The 23649-nt window shown below is 72.7% G+C and carries 19 protein-coding genes; 14 read left to right on the forward strand and 5 right to left on the reverse strand.

Annotation, left to right across the window (positions count from 1 at the left end; translation table 11 throughout):
• Nucleotides 1-140 precede the first annotated feature (140 nt).
• The gene (pulA, locus tag K4G59_RS03110; RefSeq protein WP_231249227.1) at nucleotides 141-5849 is read left to right on the forward strand and encodes a pullulanase-type alpha-1,6-glucosidase; all 5709 of its coding nucleotides are present in this window, start codon (nucleotides 141-143) and stop codon (nucleotides 5847-5849) included.
• Here pulA and K4G59_RS03115 read toward each other — a convergent pair.
• The 3 genes from K4G59_RS03115 to K4G59_RS03125 form a co-directional block, all read right to left on the reverse strand.
• Nucleotides 5809-6972, reverse strand: coding sequence for an MFS transporter (locus K4G59_RS03115; RefSeq protein WP_231249228.1), 1164 nt, complete (start codon nucleotides 6970-6972; stop codon nucleotides 5809-5811). The genes pulA and K4G59_RS03115 overlap by 41 nt on opposite strands.
• A 20-nt stretch (nucleotides 6973-6992) precedes the next feature.
• Complete coding sequence (locus K4G59_RS03120) at nucleotides 6993-8297, reverse strand: citrate synthase (protein ID WP_231249229.1); 1305 nt, start codon at nucleotides 8295-8297, stop codon at nucleotides 6993-6995.
• 95 nt (nucleotides 8298-8392) lie between these two features.
• Nucleotides 8393-9718, reverse strand: coding sequence for an NAD(P)/FAD-dependent oxidoreductase (locus K4G59_RS03125; protein ID WP_231249230.1), 1326 nt, complete (start codon nucleotides 9716-9718; stop codon nucleotides 8393-8395).
• Between the two features lie 234 nt (nucleotides 9719-9952).
• Between K4G59_RS03125 and rplM the strand changes: the two genes are divergently transcribed.
• Genes rplM through K4G59_RS20630 form a run of 4 tightly spaced genes read left to right on the forward strand, consistent with a single transcriptional unit; the run spans nucleotide 9953 to nucleotide 13314 of the window.
• Nucleotides 9953-10396, forward strand: coding sequence for a 50S ribosomal protein L13 (rplM, locus tag K4G59_RS03130; RefSeq protein ID WP_207084106.1), 444 nt, complete (start codon nucleotides 9953-9955; stop codon nucleotides 10394-10396).
• Between the two features lie 17 nt (nucleotides 10397-10413).
• On the forward strand, nucleotides 10414-10914 hold the full coding sequence (rpsI, locus tag K4G59_RS03135; protein WP_231249231.1) for a 30S ribosomal protein S9: 501 nt from the start codon (nucleotides 10414-10416) through the stop codon (nucleotides 10912-10914).
• A 19-nt stretch (nucleotides 10915-10933) separates the two neighbouring features.
• Nucleotides 10934-12280: a phosphoglucosamine mutase gene (gene glmM, locus K4G59_RS03140; RefSeq protein WP_231249232.1), complete on the forward strand. Its 1347-nt coding sequence runs from the start codon at nucleotides 10934-10936 to the stop codon at nucleotides 12278-12280.
• A 47-nt stretch (nucleotides 12281-12327) separates the two neighbouring features.
• Nucleotides 12328-13314 carry a GNAT family N-acetyltransferase gene (locus tag K4G59_RS20630; RefSeq protein WP_231249234.1) on the forward strand — a complete coding sequence of 329 codons (987 nt, stop codon included), beginning with the start codon at nucleotides 12328-12330 and terminating at the stop codon, nucleotides 13312-13314.
• 66 nt (nucleotides 13315-13380) lie between these two features.
• On the opposite strand, the gene coaA is transcribed toward K4G59_RS20630, so the two are convergent.
• A complete protein-coding gene (gene coaA / locus K4G59_RS03150) occupies nucleotides 13381-14376 on the reverse strand; it encodes a type I pantothenate kinase (RefSeq protein WP_231249236.1) in 996 nt (331 codons plus the stop codon).
• Between the two features lie 65 nt (nucleotides 14377-14441).
• Between coaA and glmS the strand changes: the two genes are divergently transcribed.
• The 9 genes from glmS to tsaD are packed head-to-tail and all read left to right on the forward strand — an operon-like array spanning nucleotide 14442 to nucleotide 23297.
• On the forward strand, nucleotides 14442-16286 hold the full coding sequence (gene glmS / locus K4G59_RS03155) for a glutamine--fructose-6-phosphate transaminase (isomerizing) (protein ID WP_231249237.1): 1845 nt from the start codon (nucleotides 14442-14444) through the stop codon (nucleotides 16284-16286).
• Nucleotides 16287-16288: 2 nt separating this feature from the next.
• A complete protein-coding gene (locus K4G59_RS03160) occupies nucleotides 16289-16642 on the forward strand; it encodes a holo-ACP synthase (protein ID WP_231249238.1) in 354 nt (117 codons plus the stop codon).
• Nucleotides 16643-16646: 4 nt separating this feature from the next.
• Nucleotides 16647-18047, forward strand: a complete 1401-nt coding sequence (locus K4G59_RS03165; RefSeq protein WP_231249239.1) for an NAD(P)H-hydrate dehydratase — start codon at nucleotides 16647-16649, stop codon at nucleotides 18045-18047.
• Nucleotides 18048-18054: 7 nt separating this feature from the next.
• Entirely contained in the window at nucleotides 18055-19209 is a 1155-nt protein-coding gene (gene alr, locus K4G59_RS03170) for an alanine racemase (RefSeq protein WP_231249240.1), read from the forward strand.
• Entirely contained in the window at nucleotides 19206-20273 is a 1068-nt protein-coding gene (locus K4G59_RS03175) for an alpha/beta fold hydrolase (RefSeq protein ID WP_231249241.1), read from the forward strand. The genes alr and K4G59_RS03175 overlap by 4 nt, the downstream gene beginning before the upstream one ends.
• Nucleotides 20270-21157 (forward strand): tRNA (adenosine(37)-N6)-threonylcarbamoyltransferase complex ATPase subunit type 1 TsaE, encoded by an 888-nt coding sequence (tsaE, locus tag K4G59_RS19825; protein WP_308189329.1) that lies wholly within the window; start codon nucleotides 20270-20272, stop codon nucleotides 21155-21157. The genes K4G59_RS03175 and tsaE overlap by 4 nt, the downstream gene beginning before the upstream one ends.
• A 10-nt stretch (nucleotides 21158-21167) precedes the next feature.
• Nucleotides 21168-21806, forward strand: coding sequence for a tRNA (adenosine(37)-N6)-threonylcarbamoyltransferase complex dimerization subunit type 1 TsaB (gene tsaB / locus K4G59_RS03190; protein ID WP_231249242.1), 639 nt, complete (start codon nucleotides 21168-21170; stop codon nucleotides 21804-21806).
• Nucleotides 21803-22258 (forward strand): GNAT family N-acetyltransferase, encoded by a 456-nt coding sequence (locus K4G59_RS03195; protein WP_231249243.1) that lies wholly within the window; start codon nucleotides 21803-21805, stop codon nucleotides 22256-22258. Before tsaB ends, K4G59_RS03195 begins: the two co-directional genes overlap by 4 nt.
• The gene (gene tsaD, locus K4G59_RS03200) at nucleotides 22251-23297 is read left to right on the forward strand and encodes a tRNA (adenosine(37)-N6)-threonylcarbamoyltransferase complex transferase subunit TsaD (RefSeq protein ID WP_231249244.1); all 1047 of its coding nucleotides are present in this window, start codon (nucleotides 22251-22253) and stop codon (nucleotides 23295-23297) included. Before K4G59_RS03195 ends, tsaD begins: the two co-directional genes overlap by 8 nt.
• 17 nt (nucleotides 23298-23314) lie before the next feature.
• On the opposite strand, the gene K4G59_RS03205 is transcribed toward tsaD, so the two are convergent.
• Nucleotides 23315-23649, reverse strand: a 335-nt coding sequence (locus tag K4G59_RS03205; RefSeq protein WP_231249245.1) for a hypothetical protein, incomplete at its 5' end; no start/stop codon positions are given.

The raw sequence follows: 23649 nt of genomic DNA on the forward strand, positions 1-23649 counted from the left end.
TGCCCGAGCAGTTCTGCAAGATCTGCCCCATTCCCCGCGCAGGCGTTGTGAAAGATCTTGCAGGCATTGCAAGGGCTGCCAGCAGCGGCCTACTGTGACGTCCGCCACGTCGTTCGACCTTCACCTCTCGGGAGTCACCAGTGCGCAGCCCCCTGCCCCGCCCCTCCGCACGTGCCGGCATCGCCCTCGCGGGCCTCGCCACGGCTGTCACCTCGCTGGTGGTGCTGCCGCCGTCCGCCAGCGCCGAGCACCGCGACACAGCGCCGACCACGGTGACGCTCGTGGGCAGCCTCCAGGACGAGCTCGGCTGCGCCGCCGACTGGTCGCCCGCCTGCGTCGAGTCCGGGCTGACACGGTCCGGTGACGGGAGCTGGGTGCTGGAGGCCGAGGTGCCGGCGGGGGCCTATGCCTGGAAGGTCGCGATCAACGGCACGTGGGAGGAGAACTACGGCGCCGGGGGAGAGGCCGGCGGCGCCGACCTGCCGCTCGTGCTGGAGCACCCCGCCCGGCTGCGGTTCAGCTACGACGACGCCAGCCACCGGGTCGCGGTCGAGCCCGCCGAGCGACCGGCCGCTGCGCCGACGAAGGCCGATCGCGAGCTCGCCGGCACGTCGCTGCGCGGTCCGCTGACGCGCGAGAACTTCTACTTCGTGATGGCCGACCGGTTCGCCAACGGCGACCCCACCAACGATGCAGGCGGGCTCTCGGGCGACCGGATGGCCACCGGCCTGGACGCGACCGACAAGGGCTTCTTCCACGGCGGTGACATCCAGGGCCTCTCCGACCGGCTCGACTACGTCGAGGGTCTCGGCACCACCGCCATCTGGCTCACCCCCAGCTTCGAGAACCGGCCCGTGCAGGGCACCGGCGCCGACGCGAGTGCCGGCTACCACGGCTACTGGGTCACCGACTTCACCCGCATCGACCCCCACTTCGGCACCAACGCCGAGCTCGAGGCGTTCATCGACGAGGCGCACGGGCGCGGCATCAAGGTCTTCTTCGACATCATCACCAACCACACCGCCGACGTCATCGACTACGAGGAGAAGCAGTACGGCTACGTCGGCAAGGACGCCGAGCCCTACCGCGACGCCGCGGGGAACGTCTTCGACGACCGCGACTTCGCGGGCACCGAGGACTTCCCCGAGCTCGACGCAGCGACGTCCTTCCCCTACACGCCGACCTTCCGCTCCGAGGCCGACCGGACGGTGAAGGTGCCGGCCTGGCTCAACGACCCGACGAACTACCACAACCGCGGCGACTCGACCTTCGCCGGCGAGTCCTCGACCTACGGCGACTTCGTGGGCCTCGACGACCTCTTCACCGAGCAGCCCGACGTCGTGGACGGGATGACCGACATCTACCGCGCCTGGGTCGACCTGGGCATCGACGGCTTCCGCATCGACACCGCCAAGCACGTCAACATGGAGTTCTGGCAGGAGTTCGCCCCGGCCATCCGCGAGCACGCCGCGTCGGTCGGCAACGACGACTTCTTCGCCTTCGGTGAGGTCTACGACGCCAACCCGGCCTACCTGTCGCAGTTCAGCACCACCGGTCGCCTCGACGCCACGCTCGACTTCGGCTTCCAGGACGTGGGACTCGGCTTCGCCAAGGGCGGTGCGACCACGCGGCTGCGCGACTTCTACGCCGCCGACGACTTCTACACCGACGCCGACTCCAACGCGTACGCCTCGCCGACCTTCCTCGGCAACCACGACATGGGGCGCATCGGCACCTTCCTCCAGGGCGGTGACGCCGTGCTCGAGCGCGACCGCCTCGCGCACTCCCTGATGTACCTCACCCGCGGCCAGCCGGTCGTCTACTACGGCGACGAGCAGGGCTTCGTCGGCGACGGCGGTGACAAGGACGCGCGCGAGGACATGTTCGCGAGTGAGGTCGCCTCCTACAACGACAACGACCTCATCGGCACCGACGCCACCACGGCGGAGGCCAACTACGACACGTCCCACCCGCTCTACACCACGATCCGCGACCTGGCCCGGCTGCGCCGCACCTACCCGGCGCTGGCCGACGGCGCCCAGCTGCACCGCTACGCGTCCAGCGGCGCGGGCGTCTACGCCTTCAGCCGCATCGACGTCGAGGAGCGCCGCGAGTTCGTGGTGGCCCTCAACAACTCCACCACCGCGAAGACCGTGACCGTCGGCACCGAGATGGCCCGCTCGGGCTTCAAGCAGGTCTGGCCCGCGACGAAGGCGTCCCTGCGCACCGACGCCGAGGGGCGTACGACGATCACGGTCCCGCCGCTCGCGGCGACGGTGTGGCGCGCGTCGAGCACGCTGCCCCGGCGCAAGGACGCCCCGGCGATCCACCTCGAGAAGCCCTCGGCCGGCGGCATCGTCGGAGGCCGTGCGCCGATCACCGTCGGGGTCCCCGACGGCGGCTTCAACCAGGTGACGCTGGCCTGGCGGCCCGTCGGCGCGGCGGACTGGACGCGGCTCGGCACCGACGACAACGCCCCCTACCGCGTCTTCCACGACGTCACCGCGATGCCGGAGGGCACGCTGCTGGAGTACCGCGCGGTCCTGCGCGACAGCAGCGGCAACCTCTCGGTCGCCTCGTCGTGGGCCAGCGTCGGCGAGCCCGAGGCGGAGGCGACCCCCGGCGGTGGCGGCGACGGCGGACCGGTCACCCAGCCCGCGGCCGTGTCGGTGCCCGGCAGCCACAACTCCGAGATGGGCTGCCCGGGCGACTGGCAGCCCGACTGCGCCGAGGCGCAGATGGCGCTGGACGCCGACGACCAGGTCTGGAAGCGCACGGTCGCGCTGCCGGCCGACGACTTTGCCTACAAGGCGGCGATCAACGGCACGTGGGACGAGAACTACGGCGCCGGCGGTGTCCGCGGCGGGGCCGACATCCCGCTCGCCCTCGACGCCCCGCGCGACGTGACCTTCTACTACGACCACCGCTCGCACTGGGTCACCAGCGACGCCCAGGGCCCCATCATCACCCTCGCCGGCTCGATGCAGTCCGAGCTGGGCTGCCCGGGCGACTGGGCGCCGGACTGCATGCGCGGCTGGCTCCAGGACCCCGACGGCGACGGCACCTTCACCGCGACCGCCACGCTGCCGGCCGGCAGCTACGCCACCAAGGTGGCGCACGGACTGTCGTGGACGGAGAACTACGGCGCGGACGGCGTGCGCGACGGGGCCGACATCCCGTTCGAGGTCCCGTCGGGAGGCGTCGAGGTGGTCTTCACTTACGACGTGAGCACGCACCGCCTGCAGGTCTCGACCCGCAGTGCGGGGGTGGCTCCCGACCTCGGCCAGGCGCGGGCGCAGTGGCTGCGCCGCGACCTCGTCGCCTGGGACGTCGCCGACACGAGCGGTCGCCACCGGCTCCACTGGTCGCAGGACGGCGACCTCGCGGTCGATGCCGAGGCCGTCACCGGTGGGTCGAGCGTGCCGCTCACCCATGACCCCGCCGGGCTGCCCGCCGACGTGCTCGCCGACTTCCCGCACCTCGCCGGCCACGAGGCGTTCCGCCTCGACCGGGCGGCTGTGCGCCGGGTCCCGGAGATCCTCACCGGGCAGCTCGCCGTGGCGGCGTACGACTCCTCCGGGGCGCTGCGTGACGCCACCGGCGTGCAGGTGCCGGGCGTCCTCGACGACGTGTACGCCGACGCCGCCAAGGCCGACCTCGGCCCCACCTGGCGCGGCAACCGGCCGACCTTGTCGCTGTGGGCCCCGACCGCGCAGGACGTCGCCGCGGTGGTCGCCGGCAGACGCGTCGCGATGAAGCGGCAGCGTGACGGCACCTGGACCGTCAGCGGTCCGGCGTCGTGGCGCGGCGCCACCTACGTCTTCGACGTGAAGGTGTGGTCACCCGCCGCCGGCGAGGTCGTCACCAACCGCGTGACCGACCCCTACTCGGTGGCGCTGACCACCAACTCCGAGCAGTCCCTCCTCGTCGACCTGGCCGACCCGGCCCTGGCCCCGGCCGGCTGGTCGCGGACCACGGCGCCGGCCATCGCGCAGCCCGAGGACCGCAACGTCTACGAGCTGCACGTGCGCGACTTCTCCATCGGAGACGAGACGGTCCCGGCCGCCGAGCGTGGCACCTACCTGGCCTTCACCCGTGACGACTCCGCCGGCATGCAGCACCTGCGCCGACTCGCCGATGCCGGGCTCAACACCGTGCACCTGCTGCCGGTCTTCGACATCGCCACCGTCGAGGAGCGACGATCGGCCCAGCGGGTCCCCGACTGCGACCTGCCGTCGCTGCCCCGTGACTCCGAGCAGCAGCAGGAGTGCGTCGAGGCGGTGCGTCCCGGCGACGGCTTCAACTGGGGCTACGACCCGCTGCACTACACCGCGCCCGAGGGGTCGTACGCCACCGATCCGGAGGGCACCCGCCGCACCGTCGAGTTCCGCCGGATGGTCCAGGGCCTCAACGGCGCCGGGCTCCAGGTCGTGATGGACGTGGTCTACAACCACACCGCTGCCAGCGGCCAGGACCCGAAGTCGGTGCTCGACCGGATCGTGCCGGGCTACTACCACCGCCTCGACGCCAAGGGCGCGGTCGAGACCTCCACCTGCTGCTCCAACACCGCGACCGAGCACCGCATGATGGAGAAGCTGATGATCGACTCGGTGCTCACGTGGGCACGCGACTACAAGGTCAACGGCTTCCGCTTCGACCTGATGGGCCACCACTCGCTCGACAACATGACCCGCCTGCGCGACGCGCTCGACAGGCTCACGGTGAAGCGCGACGGCGTCGACGGCACGGCGATCTACCTCTACGGCGAGGGCTGGAACTTCGGCGAGGTCGCCGACGACGCCCGCTTCACCCAGGCCAGCCAGCGCAACCTCGCCGGCACCGGCATCGGGTCCTTCAGCGACCGGCTGCGCGACGCCGTGCGTGGGGGAGGGCCCTTCGACGAGGACCCGCGCGTGCAGGGCTTCGGCTCCGGCCTGTTCACCGACCCCAACGGCGCCGAGGTCAACGGCACCGCCGAGGAGCAGCGCGAGGAGCTGCTGCACCAGCAGGACCTCGTGAAGCTCGGGCTCGCCGGCAACCTGGCCGACTTCCGCTTCCGGTCCTCGACCGGCGAGGAGGTGGTGGGCTCCGAGGTCGACTACAACGGCCAACCCGCCGGCTACGCCGCCGACCCTTCGGAGACCGTCACCTACGTCGACGCCCACGACAACGAGACCCTCTACGACTCGCTGGCCTTCAAGCTGCCCACCGCCACGGCAATGGCCGACCGGGTGCGGATGAACACCGTCTCCCTCTCGACGGTCGCCCTCTCGCAGGGCGTGGTCTTCTGGCACGCCGGCACCGACCTGCTGCGCTCCAAGAGCCTGGACCGCAACTCCTACGACTCCGGCGACTGGTTCAACCGGGTCGACTGGCAGCGGCGCGACAACGCCTTCGGCTCCGGGCTGCCGCTGCGCGCCGACAACGAGGACAAGTGGGACTTCATGCGCCCGCTGCTCGCCGACCTCGCGCTCGACCCGGGGAGCGCGGCGATGGACGAGGCCCACGCCCGCGCCCAGGACCTGCTGCGGATCAGGATGTCGTCACGGCTCTTCCGCCTCGGCAGCCTGGAGGCGGTGCAGGCGAAGGTGTCCTTCCTCGACGCCGAGCCGGGGGTGGTCGCGATGCTCGTCGACGACACCGCCGGCACCGACGCCGACCCGGATCGCGACGGCGTGCTGGTCGTCATCAACGCCTCCCCGCAGGCCGCCACCGTCACCGGGACCGGTGCGGGCTGGACGCTGCACGACGTGCAGGCCGACGGCGGCGACGCGGTGGTGAGGGGCAGCACGGTCGCCGCGGACGCTGTCACCGTCCCGGCTCGGACGACTGCGGTGTTCGAGCGCTGAACCTCCGGCCCGGGAGGACGACCGCCAGCACGGCGGCGAGCGAGGTGGCGGCCATGACCGAGAGGGCCACGGGGAAGGAGAAGGACGCAGCCAGCGCGCCCGCGACCACCGCGCCCGACGCCGTACCCGCGTCGAAGCCGATGTTCCAGCACGCGCTGGCGGCGGGGATGCGGCTCGGGCCCGCGGCCGCGAACGCCGCCACGAGGGTGAGGTTCTGGAGCGCGCCGTAGGAGACGCCCAGGACGGTCGCCGCCATGACGAGCGTGACGGGACTGCCCTGTGCCACCGCCCAGGCGCACGCCGCCATGGACGCCGCCGCCAGGAGCAGCAGCGGCGCGATGAACGGCCGTACGCCGTGCCGGTCGGCCAGCGCCCCGACGAGCCAGCGCGCCAGCGCGGCGGTCAGGCCCATCCCCAGCAGCAGGGCCATCGCGCTCGTCGGACCCGCGAGCAGGGGAGCGAAGGTGAGCAGGCTGCCGCCGGCCATGGTGACGGCGAAGAGGACGAGCGTGGGAGCCAGGACAGCGAGGAGCAGCCGACGGTCCGGGCGGCTGGTCGGCGCGGCCGTGGCAGGTCGGTCGTGCCCGAGGCCACGGAGAACGGTGCCGAGGCCCCACGCCGCGGGGATCCCGACGACAGGCAGCGCAGCGATCCAGAAGACCCACGCGAAGCCGAGCGCATCGGCCAGGGGGACCGAGGCGGGGAGCAGCACGAGGGACGGGAGGGCGACCGCGAGGCCGTAGGCGCCGATCGCGGCACCACGCCGCGAGGGGTCGACGAGACGGGCGGCAGCGGCGGAGCCGGTGACGGTGAGGACCCCGAAGCCGATCCCGCGCAACGCCGAGAGGGCGAGCACCCACGGGAGGGCGTCGGAGAGCAGGTAGGCCGGCGCGGGCAGGCCGAGCAGCAGGAGTCCCGCGACGAGCACCCGCCGGGTGCCCCACGTGGCCAGGGCGCGCGGCACCGCCAGCTGGGCCAGGACGGTGGCGCCGAGGAGGACGCCGTTGACGAGGCCGGCGCCCGCCTCGGTCGCCCCGCCGTGGATCGCCCACGACGGGCCGACCGCGAGGAGCGCGGCGTACCCGGCGAAGCCCGCGACCGAGAGGAGCCCCAGCTGGGGCATCCCGGGCGCGCGCCAGACGCTCAGCCCCAGCGCTCGGACGCCGCGGTGAAGGTGAGCTGACGGTCGCCGGTGTAGATCTGCTTGGGACGCGCGATCTTCTGGTCCTTGTCCTGCACCAGCTCGGCCCACTGCGCCAGCCAGCCCGGCGTACGGCCGATGGCGAACAGCACGGTGAACATCTCCGGCGGGAACTGGAAGGCCTCGTAGATGAGGCCGGAGTAGAAGTCCACGTTGGGGTAGAGCTTGCGCTTGACGAAGTACTCGTCCTCGAGCGCGATCTTCTCGAGCTCCAGCGCGATGTCGAGGAGCGGGTTGGTGCCGGTGACCTCGAAGACGTCCTCGGCGGACTTCTTGATGATCTTCGCGCGCGGGTCGTAGTTCTTGTAGACCCGGTGGCCGAAGCCCATCAGGCGCTCGTTGCCGTCCTTCACGCCGTCGATGAAGGCGGGGATGTTCTCCTTCGAGCCGATGCGCTTGAGCATCCGCAGCACGGCCTCGTTGGCACCGCCGTGCAGTGGACCGAAGAGGGCCCCGACGCCGGCCGAGACGGCGGAGTAGGGGTCGACCTGCGAGGAGCCGACGGAGCGCACCGCGTTGGTCGAGCAGTTCTGCTCGTGGTCGGCGTGCAGGATGAAGAGCACGTCGAGGGCCTTGACCAGGCGCGGGTCGGCCTCGAACTTCTGCTCGCTCATCTTGAAGAGCATCGAGAGGAAGTTCGCGGTGTAGCCGAGGTCGTTGTCGGGGTAGATGTAGGGCTTGCCCTGGGCGTGGCGGAACGACCACGCGCCGAGGGTCGGCATCTTCGCGATCATGCGGACGATCTGCATGTGGCGGTTGTCCGCGTCGCTGATGTTGCGGGCGTCGGGGTAGAACGTCGACAGCGCGCCGACCGAGGCCATCAGCATGCCCATCGGGTGGGCGTCGTAGCGGAAGCCGTGCATGAAGTTCTTGACGTTCTCGTGCACGAACGTGTGGTAGGTGATCTCGTGCACCCAGGCGTCGTACTCCTCCTTGGAGGGCAGCGCGCCGTGGATGAGGAGGTAGGCCACCTCGAGGAAGTTGGACTTCTCCGCCAGCTGCTCGATCGGGTAGCCGCGGTATTCCAGGATGCCCTTGTCGCCGTCGATGAACGTGACGGCCGAGCGGCACGAGGCGGTGTTCACGAAGCCGGGGTCATAGGTCGCCAGACCGGGCTCCTCGTCGGTGAGACGGATCTGTCCCAGGTCCTTGGCCGCGATCGTGTTGTCGGTGATCGCGATGTCGTACTGCTGACCGGTCCGGTTGTCGGTGACAGTCAGGGAATCCTTGGCCGCTACGTCGGTCACGTCGGCTCCTGTTCATACGTCTTTGTACGTCTTGGGTTGTCGCTCCGACCTAGCCGCGACCCTCGCGCGAGGTCGAACCGGTGTCCACGAGCAGGTCAGCGCCCGGCCACCCGGTCCGCCACCCGGGCGATCGCGCTGGTGCGCGCCAGGCCTGCGTCCTCGCGCCGGTCGGCGGCGCGGTAGAGGCGGTAGAGCGCGTGCACGCCGGCCCACCGCAAGGGTTCCGGCTCCCACCTCCGCACGCGGTGCCCGGTCCACGGCAACCGGGTGAGGTCGGTGTCGTGGCCGAGCACCAGGTCGCGCAGCGTGCGGCCGGCGAGGTTGGTGGCGGTGAGCCCCGAGCCGACGTAGCCGCCGGCGTGACCGAGACCCGTCGCGGGGTCGTAGGCCACGCTCGCGCTCCAGTCGCGGGGCACGCCGAGCACGCCGCACCAGGCGTGGTCGAGCCCGACGCCGGCGAGCGAGGGGAAGAGCGAGGTCAGCGTCGAGCGCAACGACTCGACCGTCCAGTCCTGGGTGCGGCCCTCGACGTCGGTGCGCGAGCCGAAGCGGTAGGGGACTCCGCGCCCGCCCATCGCGATGCGGCCGTCGGCGGTGCGCTGGGCGTAGCAGTAGGCGTGGGCCTCGTCGCCGAGCAGCTCCTGGCCCGACCAGCCGATCTCCTGCCACTGGGAAGGCGTCAGCGCCTCGGTCACGACGATCGCGGAGTTCATCGGCAACCACTCGCGCCGGTGACCGGCGAGCCCGGCGGTGAAGCCCTCCAGGCAGCGCAGCACCACGGGTGCGCGGAGCGTGCCGTGCTCGGTGCGGACCGCGCCCGGCTCGACCGCGAGCGCGCGGGTCGCCTCGTGGATGCGTACGCCGCGCTCGCGGACGGCGCGCGCGAGCCCGGCCACCAGCTTCGCGGGCTGCACGCGTGCGCAGTCGGGGTCGAAGCGACCCGCGACGGCGCCGGCGACGCGGACCCGCTCGGCCACCTGCGCGGCGGTGAGCTCGCCGCCGAGCCGCTGGCTCTGCGCCGTCGAGCGCGCGACGGTCAGCACGCCGCTGCGCACGATGTCGGCGTCGATCCCCTCGCGCGCGGCGACACCGATGACCTCGTCCACGGTCGATCGCACCGCCGCTCGCAGCCGCGTCACGCCGTCCTCGCCCGCCACGTCGGCGTACGCCCTGGCGCTGCCGGGCAGCTCGCTGGAGAGCCAGCCGCCGTTGCGACCCGAGGCCCCGAAGCCGGCGAACTCGGCCTCGACGACGCGGACGTCGAGGGTCGGGTCGGCCTCGTGGAGGTAGTGGGCGGTCCACAGTCCGCTCAGGCCACCGCCGACGACGACCACGTCACAGGCGGCGTCACCGCGCAGCCGGTCGGTGGGCTCGGGCAGGCCCACCTGCTGCCACCAGAAGGAGACGCCGCCGTTGCGCACCGCGCCATCATGCCCGGACGGCCCGCGCCCGGCGTTTTGACCCTCTCGCGCGCAGCGCCGTACTCTTGCTGGTCGCGACTCCTGCCGCGTCCGCCCCCTCCGGGGGTGGGTGCAGATCCGACGTCATCCCCACTGGTGTGGGGAGCGAACCGGGCCGTGTTCGTCAGAAGTCGTGGCTCCACATCCGTTCCCCGTCCGGGGAGCGGGTCCAACGAACCAGAACGGGACATAGCCGTGCGCACGTACAGCCCCAAGCCCGCTGACATCCAGCGTGAGTGGCTCGTCATCGACGCCACCGACGTGGTCCTGGGCCGCCTCGCCGTCCAGACCGCCAACCTCCTCCGCGGCAAGCACAAGCCGACCTTCGCTCCTCACATGGACATGGGCGACTTCGTCATCATCGTCAACGCCTCCAAGGTGTCGCTGTCGGGGACCAAGAAGACCACCAAGATGGCCTACCGCCACTCCGGCTACCCGGGCGGCCTCTCGGCCACCCCCTTCGGTGAGCTCCTCGAGAAGGACGCCCGCAAGGCCATCGAGAACGCCGTGTGGGGCATGCTCCCCAAGAACAAGCTCGGTCGCCAGATGCTGAAGAAGCTCAAGGTCTACCCCGGCCCCGACCACCCGCACCTGGCCCAGCAGGCCACTCCCTTCGAGATCACGCAGATCTCCCAGTGACGACTGAGGACGCACAGATGACTGAGAACACCACCGAGGTCGAGGAGACCTTCGAGACCGACTCCGAGGGCGTTGCCTACACGTCCGAGAGCGACGCGTCGGCCGACACCCCGGCCCGCCCGGCCACGATCGCCCCCGGCGCGGCCACCGGCCGTCGCAAGGAGGCTGTCGCCCGCGTCCGCATCGTCCCGGGCACCGGCGAGTGGACCATCAACGGCCGCTCGCTCGACAACTACTTCCCCAACAAGCTGCACCAGCAGATCGCGAACGAGCCGTTCGTGGAGCTGCAGCTCGAGGGTCGCTTCGACGTGATCGCCCGCATCCACGGCGGCGGCAACGCCGGTCAGGCCGGCGCCCTGCGCCTCGGCGTGGCGCGCTCGCTCAACGCGATCGACATCGAGGCCAACCGCCCGGCGCTCAAGAAGGCCGGTCTGCTGACCCGTGACGCCCGCGTCGTGGAGCGCAAGAAGGCCGGCCTCAAGAAGGCCCGCAAGGCCTCGCAGTTCAGCAAGCGCTGATCTCCCAGGGTCTCGTTCCTTGACGCGACTCTTCGGCACGGACGGGGTCCGGGGCCTGGCGAACGCCGATCTCACGGCGGAGCTGGCCCTGGACCTCTCCGTCTGTGCCGCACACGTCCTGGCCGACCGCGGCGAGTTCGAGGGGCACCGCCCCCTCGCCGTGGTGGGCCGGGACACGCGCATCTCCGGGCAGTTCCTCGAGGCCGCGGTCGTCGCCGGCCTCGCCTCGGCGGGCGTCGACGTGCTCCTGCTCGGCGTGCTGCCCACCCCTGGCGTGGCCTACATGACCGAGCGGCTCGGCGCCGACCTCGGCGTGATGCTCTCGGCCTCGCACAACCCGATGCCCGACAACGGCATCAAGTTCCTCGCCCGCGGCGGCCACAAGCTCGACGACGCGATCGAGATCGCGATCGAGCGCCGCATGGGTGAGCCGTGGGAGCGCCCCACCGGCGGCCACGTCGGCCGGGTCACGGTCTACGACACCGCGGTCCAGGAGTACGCCGCCCACCTCGAGGGCACGATCACCCACCCGCTCGTCGGGCTGAAGGTCGTCCTCGACTGCGCCGAGGGCGCCGCGCACGCGGCCGGCCCTCGGGCGCTGGAGGACGCCGGCGCGACGGTCATCGCCATCCACGCAGACCCCGACGGCCTGAACATCAACGACGACTGCGGCTCGACCCACATGGGCTCGCTCCAGGCCGCGGTGCTCGAGCACGGCGCCCACGCCGGCTTCGCGCTCGACGGTGACGCTGATCGGTGCCTGGCCGTCGACGCCGAGGGCAACATCGTCGACGGCGACCAGATCCTCGCCATCCTCGCCCTCTCGCTGCGCGACCAGGGCCGCCTGGCCAAGGACACCGTCGTCGCCACCGTGATGAGCAACCTCGGCTTCGTGCAGGCGCTGCGCGCCAACGACGTCGGCGTACGCCAGACGAAGGTCGGTGACCGCTACGTCCTCGAGGCGATGAAGGTCTCCGGCTACTCCCTCGGTGGGGAGCAGTCCGGGCACGTCATCCTCAGCGAACACGCCACCACCGGTGACGGCATCCTCACCACGCTCCACGTGATGGAGCGGATGGCCACGACCGGTCGTTCGCTCGCCGACCTCGCGTCGGTGATGACCCGGTTGCCGCAGGTGCTGCTCAACGTCGGCGGCGTCGACAAGTCCCGTGCCGACGAGGACGCCGTCCTCGCCGCGGCAGTGGCCGAGGAGGAGGCGGTGCTGGGTGACCGGGGCCGGATCCTCCTGCGCCCCTCGGGCACCGAGCCGATCGTGCGCGTGATGGTCGAGGCGCCCACCCACGACGAGGCGCAGGGTGTCGCGAGCCGCCTCGCCGACGTGGTGAAGGCCCAGCTCGCGCTCTGAGCGACACCAGGGATGACCCGCGCACGGCGCGCGGCTACCGTCGCGGCGTGGCCGTCGACATCGAGCAGATCAACCCGCGCAACGAGGCTGCGCTCCGCGCCTGGTGGCAGGTCGGGCACGACGCCACCGCCGGGCGTCCCGGCAAGCCGTGGCCCCTGTGGGAGCAGAGCCGGGTCGCGCTCCCGGCCGCCAACCCCGAGCGCGCGGTGACCCTGCTCGGCGCCATCGACGGCCGCGAGATGGTCGGCGCGGGGATGGCGATCCTGCCGACGCGCGAGAACCGGCACCTGGCCGGAGCGGCGGTCTACGTCGACGCTGCGCGCCGACGACAGGGGATCGGCTCGGCGCTGCTCGCCGAGGCCGAGGTCGTCGCCGCTGGCCACGGACGTACGACGATGACCGGCGAGGCCTACCTGCCGCCGGACGGAACCGTGCCGGCGGAGGCGTTCGCAGCGGCGCACGGCTACGACGTCGCGAGCCGCGAGTCGCTCAAGGAGCTGGCCCTCGACGACTACCGCGCGCTCCGTGCGACGGTGGCGGTCGACCCGGCCGGCTACCGGTTCGTCACCTTCGACACGGTCTGTCCCGACGAGCACGCGGAGTCGTTCGGCCGGCTGCTCGGCACCCTGCTGGCCGAGATCCCGCTGGGCGACCTCGACATCGCGGACTCTGAGTGGCCGCTCGATCGGCTCCGGGACGCCGAGCAGCGGCAGGTCGACATCGGTCGCCACGTGCTGACCGCGCTCGCGATCGCGCCTGACGGGGAGGTCGCCGGAGTCTCCGACGTCCGCGTCGACGACAGCGACCACCAGCACGCGCAGGTCGGCATCACCCTCGTGGACCGAGCCCACCGCGGCCGCCGGCTGGGGCTCGCGCTCAAGCTCGCCAGCCACGACCTGGCGCTGGCGTCGTACCCCACCCTGGTCACCGTCGACACCACCAACGCCGAGGTCAACACCCACATGAACGCCGTCAACGACGCACTCGGCTACCGCACGATCGAGAGGTTGCTGGAGCTGCAGAAGAGGCTGTGAGGCTCAGGGCGACCAGGGCCGAGGAAGGCCGGGCGCGACCTGACCCGCGGGGGAGCGGCGTACGCCTCAGAGCTTGCGCAGGCGGACGTAGCGCACCGAGTGGTCGGCGTCCTTGCGCAACACGAGGTTGGCGCGCGAGCGGGTGGGGGCGACGTTCTGCACGAGGTTGGGCTCGTTGATCGAGTCCCAGATGCGGGTGGCCTGGTCGACGGCCTCGTCGTGCGAGAGCGCGGCATACTTGCGGAAGTAGGACGCCGGGTCGCGGAAGGCGGTCTCGCGCAGGCGCAGGAAGCGGTCGACGTACCACCGCTTGATGTCGGCGAGCCCGGCGTCGACGTAGACGGAGAAGTCGAAGAAGTCGCTCACCGCCAGGCCGGTGCGGCCGTCCTCGCGCACCCGCGCGGGCTGGAGCACGTTGAGGCCCTCGACGATGACGATGTCGGGGCGCTTGACCACCACGCGCTCGTCGGGCAGCACGTCGTAGACGAGGTGGGAGTAGATCGGGGCCTCGACCTCGTCGCGCCCGGACTTGATGTCGATGACGAACTTGAGCAGCGCGCGGCGGTCGTAGGACTCCGGGAAGCCCTTGCGGTGCAGCAGGCCGCGGCGCTCGAGCTCGGCGTTGGGGAGCAGGAAGCCGTCGGTGGTGACGAGCGCGACGTTGGGGTGCTCGGGCCAGTGCGCCAGCATCTGCTGCAGCACACGTGCGGTGGTGGACTTGCCGACGGCCACCGAGCCGGCGAGGCCGATCACGAACGGCGTACGCGGGGGGGTGACGCGGTGCAGGAACTCCTCCTGCTCGCGGTGGAGCCGGGAGTTGGCCGCGACGTAGAGGCTGAGCAGGCGTGAGAGCGGCAGGTAGACCTGCTCGATCTCGCGCAGGTCGAGCTGGTCGCCCAGGCCGCGCAGCCGGGTGACCTCGTCGGGGGTCAGGCTGGTCTCGGTCGTGCCGGCCAGCTGGGCCCACGCCGCTCGCTCGAGCTCGACGTAGGGGGAGACCTCGCCGGTGTGGTTGCCACCGTGGCCGGAGCCGCCGTGGTGCGGCTCCAAGACCTCGGACATGGGTGCGATTGTGGCACCGCGGCGGCGCGCAGCCGTGCAGCGCCCTGCCGATAGACTCCCCGGCCATGTGCGGAATCGTCGGATACGTAGGTGACAAGCCCGCCGAGGGCGTGGTGATCGAGGGCCTCCGGCGGCTGGAGTACCGAGGCTACGACTCCGCAGGGATCGCGCTGGTCGAGGCGGGATCGATCGTGTCCGACAAGCGCGCCGGCAAGCTGGCCAACCTCGAGAAGGCCATCGCCGAGTCGCCGCTCCCGCAGGTCACCACCGGCATCGGCCACACCCGCTGGGCCACCCACGGACCGCCGACCGACCGCAACGCCCACCCGCACCTCGGTCGCGCGCGCCGGGTCGCGCTGGTCCACAACGGCATCATCGAGAACTTCGCCGAGCTCCGAGGTCGCCTCGAGTCCGAGGGCGTCGAGATGGCCTCCGACACCGACACCGAGATCGCCGCGCACCTGCTCGAGGAGCAGCTCGAGACCGGCGTCGACCTGACCGTCGCGATGCAGAACGTGTGCCGCGGCCTCCACGGTGCCTTCACCCTCGTCGCCATCGACGCCCACGACCCCGACCGCGTCGTCGCTGCGCGCCGCAACTCGCCCCTGGTGGTCGGCATCGGCGAGGGCGAGAACTTCCTCGGCTCCGACGTCGCCGCCTTCATCGAGCACACCCGCGAGGCGATGGAGCTCGACCAGGACCAGGTCGTCACGATCACCCGCGACGGCGTCAGCGTCTCAGGGTTCGACGGCACCCCCGCCGAGGGCCGCCGCTACCACGTCGACTGGGACCTGTCGGCCGCCGAGAAGGACGGCCACGACTGGTTCATGCGCAAGGAGATCTTCGAGCAGCCGCGCGCCGTGGCCGACTCGCTCCTCGGCCGCCGCGGCACCGACGGGCTGCTGCAGCTCGACGAGATGCGCCTGTCCGACCAGGACCTGCGAGACGTCGACAAGATCATCATCATCGCCGCCGGCACGTCCTTCTACGCCGGGATGGTGGCCAAGTACGCCATCGAGCACTGGTGCCGGATCCCGGTGGAGGTCGAGCTCGCGAGCGAGTTCCGCTACCGCGACCCGATCCTCACCAGCGACACCCTCGTCGTCGCGATCAGCCAGTCCGGCGAGACCGCCGACACGCTCCAGGCGATCCGCCACGCCCGCGAGCAGCGCTCGAAGGTGCTCTCGATCTGCAACACCAACGGCTCGACCATCCCGCGCGAGTCCGACGGCGTCATCTACACCCACGCCGGCCCCGAGATCGGCGTGGCCTCGACGAAGGGCTTCCTGACCCAGCTCGTCGCCTGCTACCTCCTCGCGCTCTACCTCGCGCAGGTCAAGGGGACCCGCTACGGCGACGAGATCTCCCAGGTCATGGACCAGCTCGACCAGATGCCCGACCACATCCAGACGGTCCTCGACAAGGCCGAGCAGGTCTACGGCCTGGCGCGCGACCACGTCGGCAGCCGCTCGGTGCTCTTCCTGGGCCGCCACGCCGGCTACCCGGTGGCGCTCGAGGGCGCGCTGAAGCTCAAGGAGATCGCCTACCTCCACGCCGAGGGCTTCGCGGCCGGCGAGCTCAAGCACGGCCCGATCGCGCTGGTCGAGGAGGGCCTGCCGATCCTGTGCGTCGTGCCGCCCCGCGGACGCGACCAGCTCCACGACAAGATGATCAGCGGCATCCAGGAGGTGCGCGCCCGCGGCGCCCGCACCCTCTGCCTGGCCGAGGAGGGCGACACCACGATCGTCCCCTACGCCGACGTGCTGATCACGCTGCCCCAGGTGCCGGTGCTGCTTCAGCCGCTGGTCGCGGTGGTGCCGCTGCAGCTGTTCGCGTGCGAGCTGGCCACCCAGCTCGGCCACGACGTCGACCAGCCGCGCAACCTCGCCAAGTCCGTCACGGTGGAATAGACGTGCCCGTCATCGGTGTGGGCATCGACGTGGTCGACATCGACCGCTTCGTGCAGTCCCTCGAGCGCACCCCCGCGCTGCGCGACCGGCTGTTCACCGCAGCTGAGGCCACGCGCCCGTCCGCGTCCCTGGCGGCACGGTTCGCGGCGAAGGAGGCGATGGCCAAGGCCCTCGGAGCGCCGGTCGGGATGGCCTGGCACGACGCGGAGATCGTCTCGGAGGACACCGGGCGGCCGCGCTTCGAGATCCGGGGCACCGTCGCGGCGCGCGCTGAGCGCCTCGGCGTCGCCCACGTCCACGTCTCGCTCTCGCACGACGCCGGCATCGCCTCGGCCGTCGTGGTGCTGGAGGGCTAGGGCCGTGCTGCGCGCCCACACCGTGGAGGACGTACGCCGTGCCGAGGCCGCCGCGATGGCGCGCCTGGCCGACGGTGCGCTGATGCAGCGCGCGGCCGCGGGTCTCGCCGCCGCGGTCCTGGACCTGCTCGGCGGCGGCTACGGCCGGCGCGTGCTGCTGCTCGTCGGCCCCGGCGACAACGGCGGCGACGCCCTGTGGGCCGGCGCCCGCCTGGCGGGTCGCGGGGTGCAGGTCGAGGCACTCCTGCTGGCCGACCGTGCCCACGAGGCCGGTCTCCGCGCGCTGCGCGCTGCAGGTGGGCGTGCGACCGCTGCGCCCGCCGACCTCCACCCCTCCCCGGACCTCGTCGTCGACGGCATCGTCGGGATCGGCGGACGTCCGGGCCTCGCACCCGCCGCGGTCGCAGCCCTCGACCGCTTCGCAGGCGTGCCGGTGGTCGCCGTCGACGTCCCGTCGGGCGTCGACGTCGACACCGGACGGGTCGAGGGCCCGCACGTGCGGGCCGACGTCACCGTCACCTTCGGCACCCACAAGGTGGCACACCTGGTCGACCCGGCGGCCACCGCCTGCGGTGCGCTGCACCTGGTGGACCTCGACCTCGCGGACGGCGAGCTCGGCGTGCCCGCCGTCGAGGCGCTCCAGCCCGCCGACGTGCGTGCGCTGCTGCCGCACCCCTCGGACGTCGCGCACAAGTACACCCGTGGCGTCGTCGGCGTACGCGCCGGCTCGGGCACCTACCCCGGAGCCGCGCTGCTCGCGGTGTCCGGCGCGAACACCGGCCTCGTCGGCATGGTCCGCTACGTCGGTCCCGAGGACATCGCCCACACGGTGCGCAGCGCGCACCCGGAGGTCGTCGGCGCCGGCCGGGTGCAGGCGTGGGTCGTCGGTCCGGGCGGGGGAGACGACGCGGGCACGATGCTCGCCGAGGCGCGCGCCGACGGCGTACCCCTGGTCGTGGACGCCGACGCGCTGCGCCACGTCGACCGACCACTGCCCGGCTGCGTGCTGACCCCCCACGCCGGCGAGCTCGCCGCGATGCTCGGCGTCGAGCGCGCCGAGGTCGAGGCCGCGCCGCTCGGCTTCGCGCGCGACGCCGCCCGCCGGTGGGGCTGCGTCGTGCTGCTGAAGGGCCACCACACGCTCGTCGCCGACCCGGCCGGTCGCGTCCGCGTCACCACCACGGGAGTGCCGTGGCTGGCCAGCGCCGGCGCCGGCGACGTCCTTGCGGGGGTGGTCGGGGCCCTGCTGGCGGCGGGACTCGAGGCGTACGACGCCGCATCGGTCGGCTCGTGGGTGCACGGGGCGGCGGCGACCGAGGCCTCGGCAGGCGGTCCGCTGACCGCGGGCCGGGTCGCCGTCCAGATCCCTCGACTCGTGCGCGACGTCCTGGCTGGTTTGGGATGATCGAGCCATGAGCGATCCCGTGCCCCCGCGCGCCGAGATCGTGGTCGACCTCGCCGCGGTCCGCCACAACGTCCGGGTCCTCAAGGACGTCGTCGCCGGTGCCGCGCCGGTGCAGCTGATGGTCGTGGTCAAGGCCGACGGCTACGGCCACGGCATGGTCGAGGTCGCCGCGGCGGCGCGCGCGGCGGGGGCCGACTGGCTCGGCGTCGCGACGATCGACGAGGCGCTGGCCCTTCGTGCGGCGGGTGATCGCGGGCCGCTGCTGTGCTGGCTCAGCGCCCCGGGCGACGACTTCGCGGCCGCCGTCGCCGCGGACGTCGAGGTCACCGCCTACTCCGAGGAGGAGCTGGAGGAGATCGCCGCCGTCGGCGGGGCACGTGTGCAGCTCAAGGTCGACACCGGCCTCTCGCGCGGTGGCGCACCCCGGAGGCTGTGGCACGACCTGTTCGCCGTGGCGAGCGACCTCGAGCGCGAGGGCCGGATCACCGTCACCGGCATCTGGTCGCACCTCGCGGCCAGCGACGAGCCCGACCACCCCGCCAACGACGCCCAGGAGGAGGCCTTCCGCGACGCGCTGGCCCTCGCCGCCTCGGCGGGCCTCGAGCCCGGCGTGCGGCACCTGGCCAACTCCGCCGCCGCGGTCCTGCGCCCCTCGGCCCGCTTCGACCTGGTCCGCTGCGGCATCGCCGCCTACGGCCTCGATCCGGCGCCCGGCGCCAGCCCGCCGCTCGGGCTGCGCCCGGCGATGACCGTGCGGGCCCGGCTGGTGATGAGCAAGGAGATCGCTGCTGGCGACGGCGTGTCCTACGGCCACACCTGGCGCGCCGACGAGGACACGACCGTGGGCCTGGTGCCCGCGGGCTACGGCGAGGGCGTGCCGCGCGCGGCGGGCAACACCGCCGAGGCGTGGGTGGACGGCGTACGCCGCCCGATCCGCGGCCGGGTGTGCATGGACCAGCTCGTCGTCGACCTCGGCGGCGAGCTGCCGCCCCCCGGCACCGAGGTGGTCCTCTTCGGCCCCGGCGACCTCGGCGAGCCGACGGCCCAGGACTGGGCCGAGGCGGTCGACACCATCAACTACGAGATCGTCACACGCATCGGCGGCCGGCTGTCGCGTCGCCACGTCGACAGCGACGTGACCCCAGGAGGACACGCCCGGTGAGCATCAGGGGACGCATCTTCGGCACCGTGGTCGGCGCCGCCGGCCTCGCCGCTGCCGCGGGCGCGGTCGGCATCGCCCGGCAGAACCGGGTCATCGGCAACCGCGCCGCAGGCGAGCGGGTCGAGTTCGGGGAGCTGCGCAGCCCCCGCCGCGTGGTCGTCACCGACGACGCGGTCGACCTGCACGTCGAGATCGACGACCCGGCCGACTTCGGCGCGCCCGCACCGGCCGACGACGACCTGACCCTGGTCTTCGTCCACGGCTACTCCCTGAACCTCGACTGCTGGCACTTCCAGCGCGCGGCCTACCGCGGGCAGGTCCGCACGGTCTTCTACGACCAGCGCAGCCACGGCCGCTCGGGCCGGTCCGACGAGGACCACTGCACGATCGAGCAGCTCGGCCACGACCTGCGGCGCGTCATCGAGGACACCGTGCCCGGCAGGTGCGTCGTGGTGGGCCACTCGATGGGTGGGATGAGCGTGATCTCGCTGGCCGAGCACCACCCGGACCTCTTCGGCGACAAGGTCCTCGGCGCCGCCCTGCTCTCCACCACGGCCGGAGGCCTCGACCCCGGTCGCATCCTCTTCCCGATGCTGCCGCTCGGCCTCGGTGGCCGGTTCGTCGGCCGGGCCGTGCGCACCCTCGACCGGGGTCACCGGGTCGTGGACCTGGCCCGCTCGTGGGGGCACGCCGTGGCCGACGTCTTCACCGATCGCTACGCCTTCGGGACCGACGAGGTCCCCGCCTCCCACGTCGAGTTCGTCTACTCGATGCTCAACGCGACGCCGTTCGCGGTGGTCGCCGACTTCTACCCCGCCTTCGCGACGCTCGACAACTTCGACCACCTCGAGGCACTCAGCCGCGTGCCCACCGCGATCATCTGCGGCACCGAGGACAAGATCACCTCGGTCGGGCACAGCCGCAAGCTGCACAGCCGGATCCCCGGCTCCAGCCTGCTGGAGTGCGAGGGCGCCGGGCACATGGTGGTGCTCGAGCGCCACAAGGAGGTCATCGCCGAGCTCGACGACCTGATCTCGCTGGCCCAGGCCGGTGCGGCGCGATGAGCCTCGACGTACGCAGGGTGGGTCCCGAGGCCGCCGCCGACGTGCTGGCCGTGGTGCAGGAGGCGTTCGGGGCGCGGCCCGTCCTCGACCCGCCGGCCGACGCCCTCGCCGAGGACGTCGACTCCATCGCCCGGATGCTGGCGCGCCGCGGCGGCCTGCTCGCGACCCTCGACGGCGAGCCGGTGGGCTGCGCGATCCTCGACGTGGCCCCCGACGGGCTCGTGCTGCGGCGCTTCGGCGTGCTGCCGACCGCGCAGGGTCGCGGGGTCGCGACGGCCCTCGTCGAGGCGGCCCGCGACGCCGCGCTCGGCCGCCCGGCCGTGGTGGTGGTGGCCCGCGAGGAGCTGCCGGTGACCGTCGCCTTCTGGGAGCGCCACGGTTTCGTCGAGACGAGCCGCTCCAGCCCCTACGTCACCCTCGCCCTGCAGCTGGCGACCGACGTCGACGCACCCGACGCCGAGACGATGCGCGGGCTGGGGGAGCGGGTCGGGCGCAGCCTCGCCGCGGGCGACCTCGTCGTGCTCACCGGCGAGCTGGGGGCGGGCAAGACGACCTTCACCCAGGGCCTCGGCACCGGCCTGCAGGTCCGCGGCGGCGTCACGTCCCCGACCTTCGTGATCTCGCGGGTCCACCCCTCGCTCGTGGGAGGTCCGGACCTCGTGCACGTCGACGCCTACCGGCTCGGTGGCCTCGCCGAGCTCGACGACCTCGACCTCGACGCCTCGCTGGACGAGGCCGTCACGGTCGTCGAGTGGGGCGCCGGCCTCGCCGAGTCCCTCGCCGAGTCGCGGCTCGAGGTCGTCATCGAGCGGGCCGTGGGCGAGACCCCCGACGACGAGCTCGATCCGCGCCGCGTTTGCCTGCGCTGGGTCGCGGGCCAGTAACCTCGACGCCGTGCTCCTCGCCTTCGACACCGCGACCCCGTTGGTGACCGTCGCCCTGCACGACGGCGAGCGGGTTCTGGTGGAGCACTCGTCGGAGGTCCCGATGAAGCACGGCGAGCACCTCGCGCCGCTCATCGAGCGGACCATGGCCGAGGCCGGCATCGTGCGCCAGGACCTCACCGCCGTCGCGGTCGGCGTCGGGCCCGGCCCCTTCACGGGCCTGCGCGTCGGGGTGGTGACCGCACGCACGCTCGGCTTCGTCCTCGACATCCCGGTCTACGGCGTGTGCTCGCTCGACGCGATCGCGCTCGAGGCCGTCGGCACAGGGACCGCCACCGGCAGCTTCCTCGTCGCGACCGACGCCCGTCGCAAGGAGGTCTACCTCGCCGCCTACGACGTCGACGGACGCCGCCTGGAGGGCCCGGTCGTCACCCGGCCCGCCGACGTCGCCACCGATGCCCCGGTCGCCGGCGCGGGACCGCTGCTCTACCCCGAGCACTTCCCGCACGCCATCGCCCCGGACCGCCCGAGTGCCGGCTGGCTGGCAGCGGGAGTGAGCTCGGAGCTCGTAGGATTGCTCGATCCCGAACCCCTCTACCTGCGCCGCCCCGACGCGGTCGCGGGCGCACCCAGAAAGCCTGTCTCGTGATCCGTCCCGCAGCCCTGGCCGACCTCCCGGCCCTCGTCGCCCTCGAGCAGGAGCTCTTCGGTGCCGACGCGTGGAGCGAGAGCCTGATCCGCGAGGAGATCGAGGGTCCCGGTCGCCGCTTCGTGGTCACCGACGACCTCTCCGGCTACGCCGTGACGATGACGGCGGGCGACATCGTGGACCTGCTGCGCATCGGCGTACGCCCCGGGGCGCGGCGCAGCGGCGTGGCCTCGCGGCTGCTCGACGAGCTCCTGGTGGACACCGAGGACGCGTCCCGGATGCTGCTCGAGGTGAGCGTCACCAATGCCGAGGCTGTCGGCTTCTACGTCGCGCGCCAGTTCAGCGTGATCGACGTGCGCCCCCACTACTACCGCGACGGGTCCGAGGCGTTGGTGATGTGCCGCTGGCTCCCCGGCGCCGCCCGCGCGCAGACGGCGACCGCGCATGACTGACGAGCCGCTGGTCCTGGGGATCGAGACCTCCTGCGACGAGACCGGCGTCGGCATCGTGCGGGGCCACACGCTGCTCGCCGACACCGTCGCGAGCAGCGTCGCGGAGCACGCCCGCTTCGGCGGCGTCGTCCCGGAGGTCGCGAGCCGGGCCCACCTCGAGGCGATGGTCCCCACGATCGAGCGCGCCGCAGAGACGGCGGGGATCTCGTTGAGCGACGTCGACGCGGTCGCGGTCACCAGCGGTCCCGGGCTGGCCGGGGCGCTGCTGGTCGGCGTGGCGAGCGCCAAGGCGCTCGCCCTCGGCCTGGGCAAGCCGATCTACGGCGTCAACCACCTGGCCGCGCACGTCGCGGTCGACCAGCTCGAGCACGGGCCCCTGCCCGAGCCGTGCCTGGCCATGCTCGTCTCCGGCGGCCACTCCAGCCTGCTCGAGGTCACCGACGTCACCGTCGGCGTCGAGCCGATGGGCTCGACCATCGACGACGCGGCCGGCGAGGCCTTCGACAAGGTCGCGCGCCTGCTGGGCCTGCCCTTCCCCGGCGGCCCCCACATCGACAAGCAGGCCCGCAGCGGCAACAGCGTGGCCATCGACTTCCCGCGCGGCCTGACCAGCCGCAAGGACCTCGAGCGTCACCGCTTCGACTTCTCCTTCTCCGGCCTCAAGACCGCAGTCGCGCGCTGGGTCGAGGCCCAGCAGCGCGCCGGCACGCCGATCGACGTTGCCGACGTGGCGGCGTCCTTCCAGGAGGCCGTGTGCGACGTGCTCACCCGCAAGGCGATCGACGCCGCCACGAGCCGCGGGATCGAGGACATCCTCATCGGTGGAGGGGTCGCGGCCAACAGCCGCCTGCGGGCCATGGCCGAGGAGCGCGCCACGGCTGCGGGCATCCGCGTCCGGGTGCCGCGCCCCGGGCTCTGCACCGACAACGGCGCCATGGTCGCCGCACTGGGGGCCGAGCTCGTCGCGCGAGGACGTACGCCCTCGATGCTCGACCTGCCGGCCGACTCCTCGATGCCCCTCACCACCGTGGTGGCCTGAACCGAGGTCGACCGACCTCAGTCGAGGACGCCGGGGGCGACGTCGTCGTCCCCGAGCCAGTCCTGGTCGTGGACCAGCCGGTCACGGTCGGTGGCACGGTCGCGGTCGCCCTTGCGACCGCCTCGGCCGGCTGCGCCCGCGGCGCCGGCCGTGCCGACGGCACGGGCGCCGCTCACGCCACGTCCGCCCGACCGCGCGCCGGAAGACGATCCGGCCGCGCCGGTGGCGGCGCCACGACCACCGGCCGCGCCACGACCACCGGCCGCGCCGCCGCCACCGGCCGCGCCGCGACCCGCGGTGGAGCCGGCGGCAGCCGCACGCGAGGCAGGGCTGCCGGCGGTGCCGGCGCTGC

It is taken from the genome of Nocardioides furvisabuli (assembly GCF_021083185.1).
In the GTDB taxonomy this organism is placed as follows: Bacteria; Actinomycetota; Actinomycetes; order Propionibacteriales; family Nocardioidaceae; genus Nocardioides; species Nocardioides furvisabuli.

Excerpts from the sequence above, each read along its gene's own strand:
- K4G59_RS03115 (WP_231249228.1), bottom strand. The coding sequence starts at position 6,972 with ATGCCCCAGCTGGGGCTCCTCTCGGTCGCGGGCTTCGCCGGGTACGCC.
- tsaE (WP_308189329.1), top strand. The coding sequence starts at position 20,270 with ATGAGCCTCGACGTACGCAGGGTGGGTCCCGAGGCCGCCGCCGACGTG.
- glmS (WP_231249237.1), top strand. The coding sequence starts at position 14,442 with ATGTGCGGAATCGTCGGATACGTAGGTGACAAGCCCGCCGAGGGCGTG.
- tsaD (WP_231249244.1), top strand. The coding sequence starts at position 22,251 with ATGACTGACGAGCCGCTGGTCCTGGGGATCGAGACCTCCTGCGACGAG.
- alr (WP_231249240.1), top strand. The coding sequence starts at position 18,055 with ATGAGCGATCCCGTGCCCCCGCGCGCCGAGATCGTGGTCGACCTCGCC.
- coaA (WP_231249236.1), bottom strand. The coding sequence starts at position 14,376 with ATGTCCGAGGTCTTGGAGCCGCACCACGGCGGCTCCGGCCACGGTGGC.
- rpsI (WP_231249231.1), top strand. The coding sequence starts at position 10,414 with ATGACTGAGAACACCACCGAGGTCGAGGAGACCTTCGAGACCGACTCC.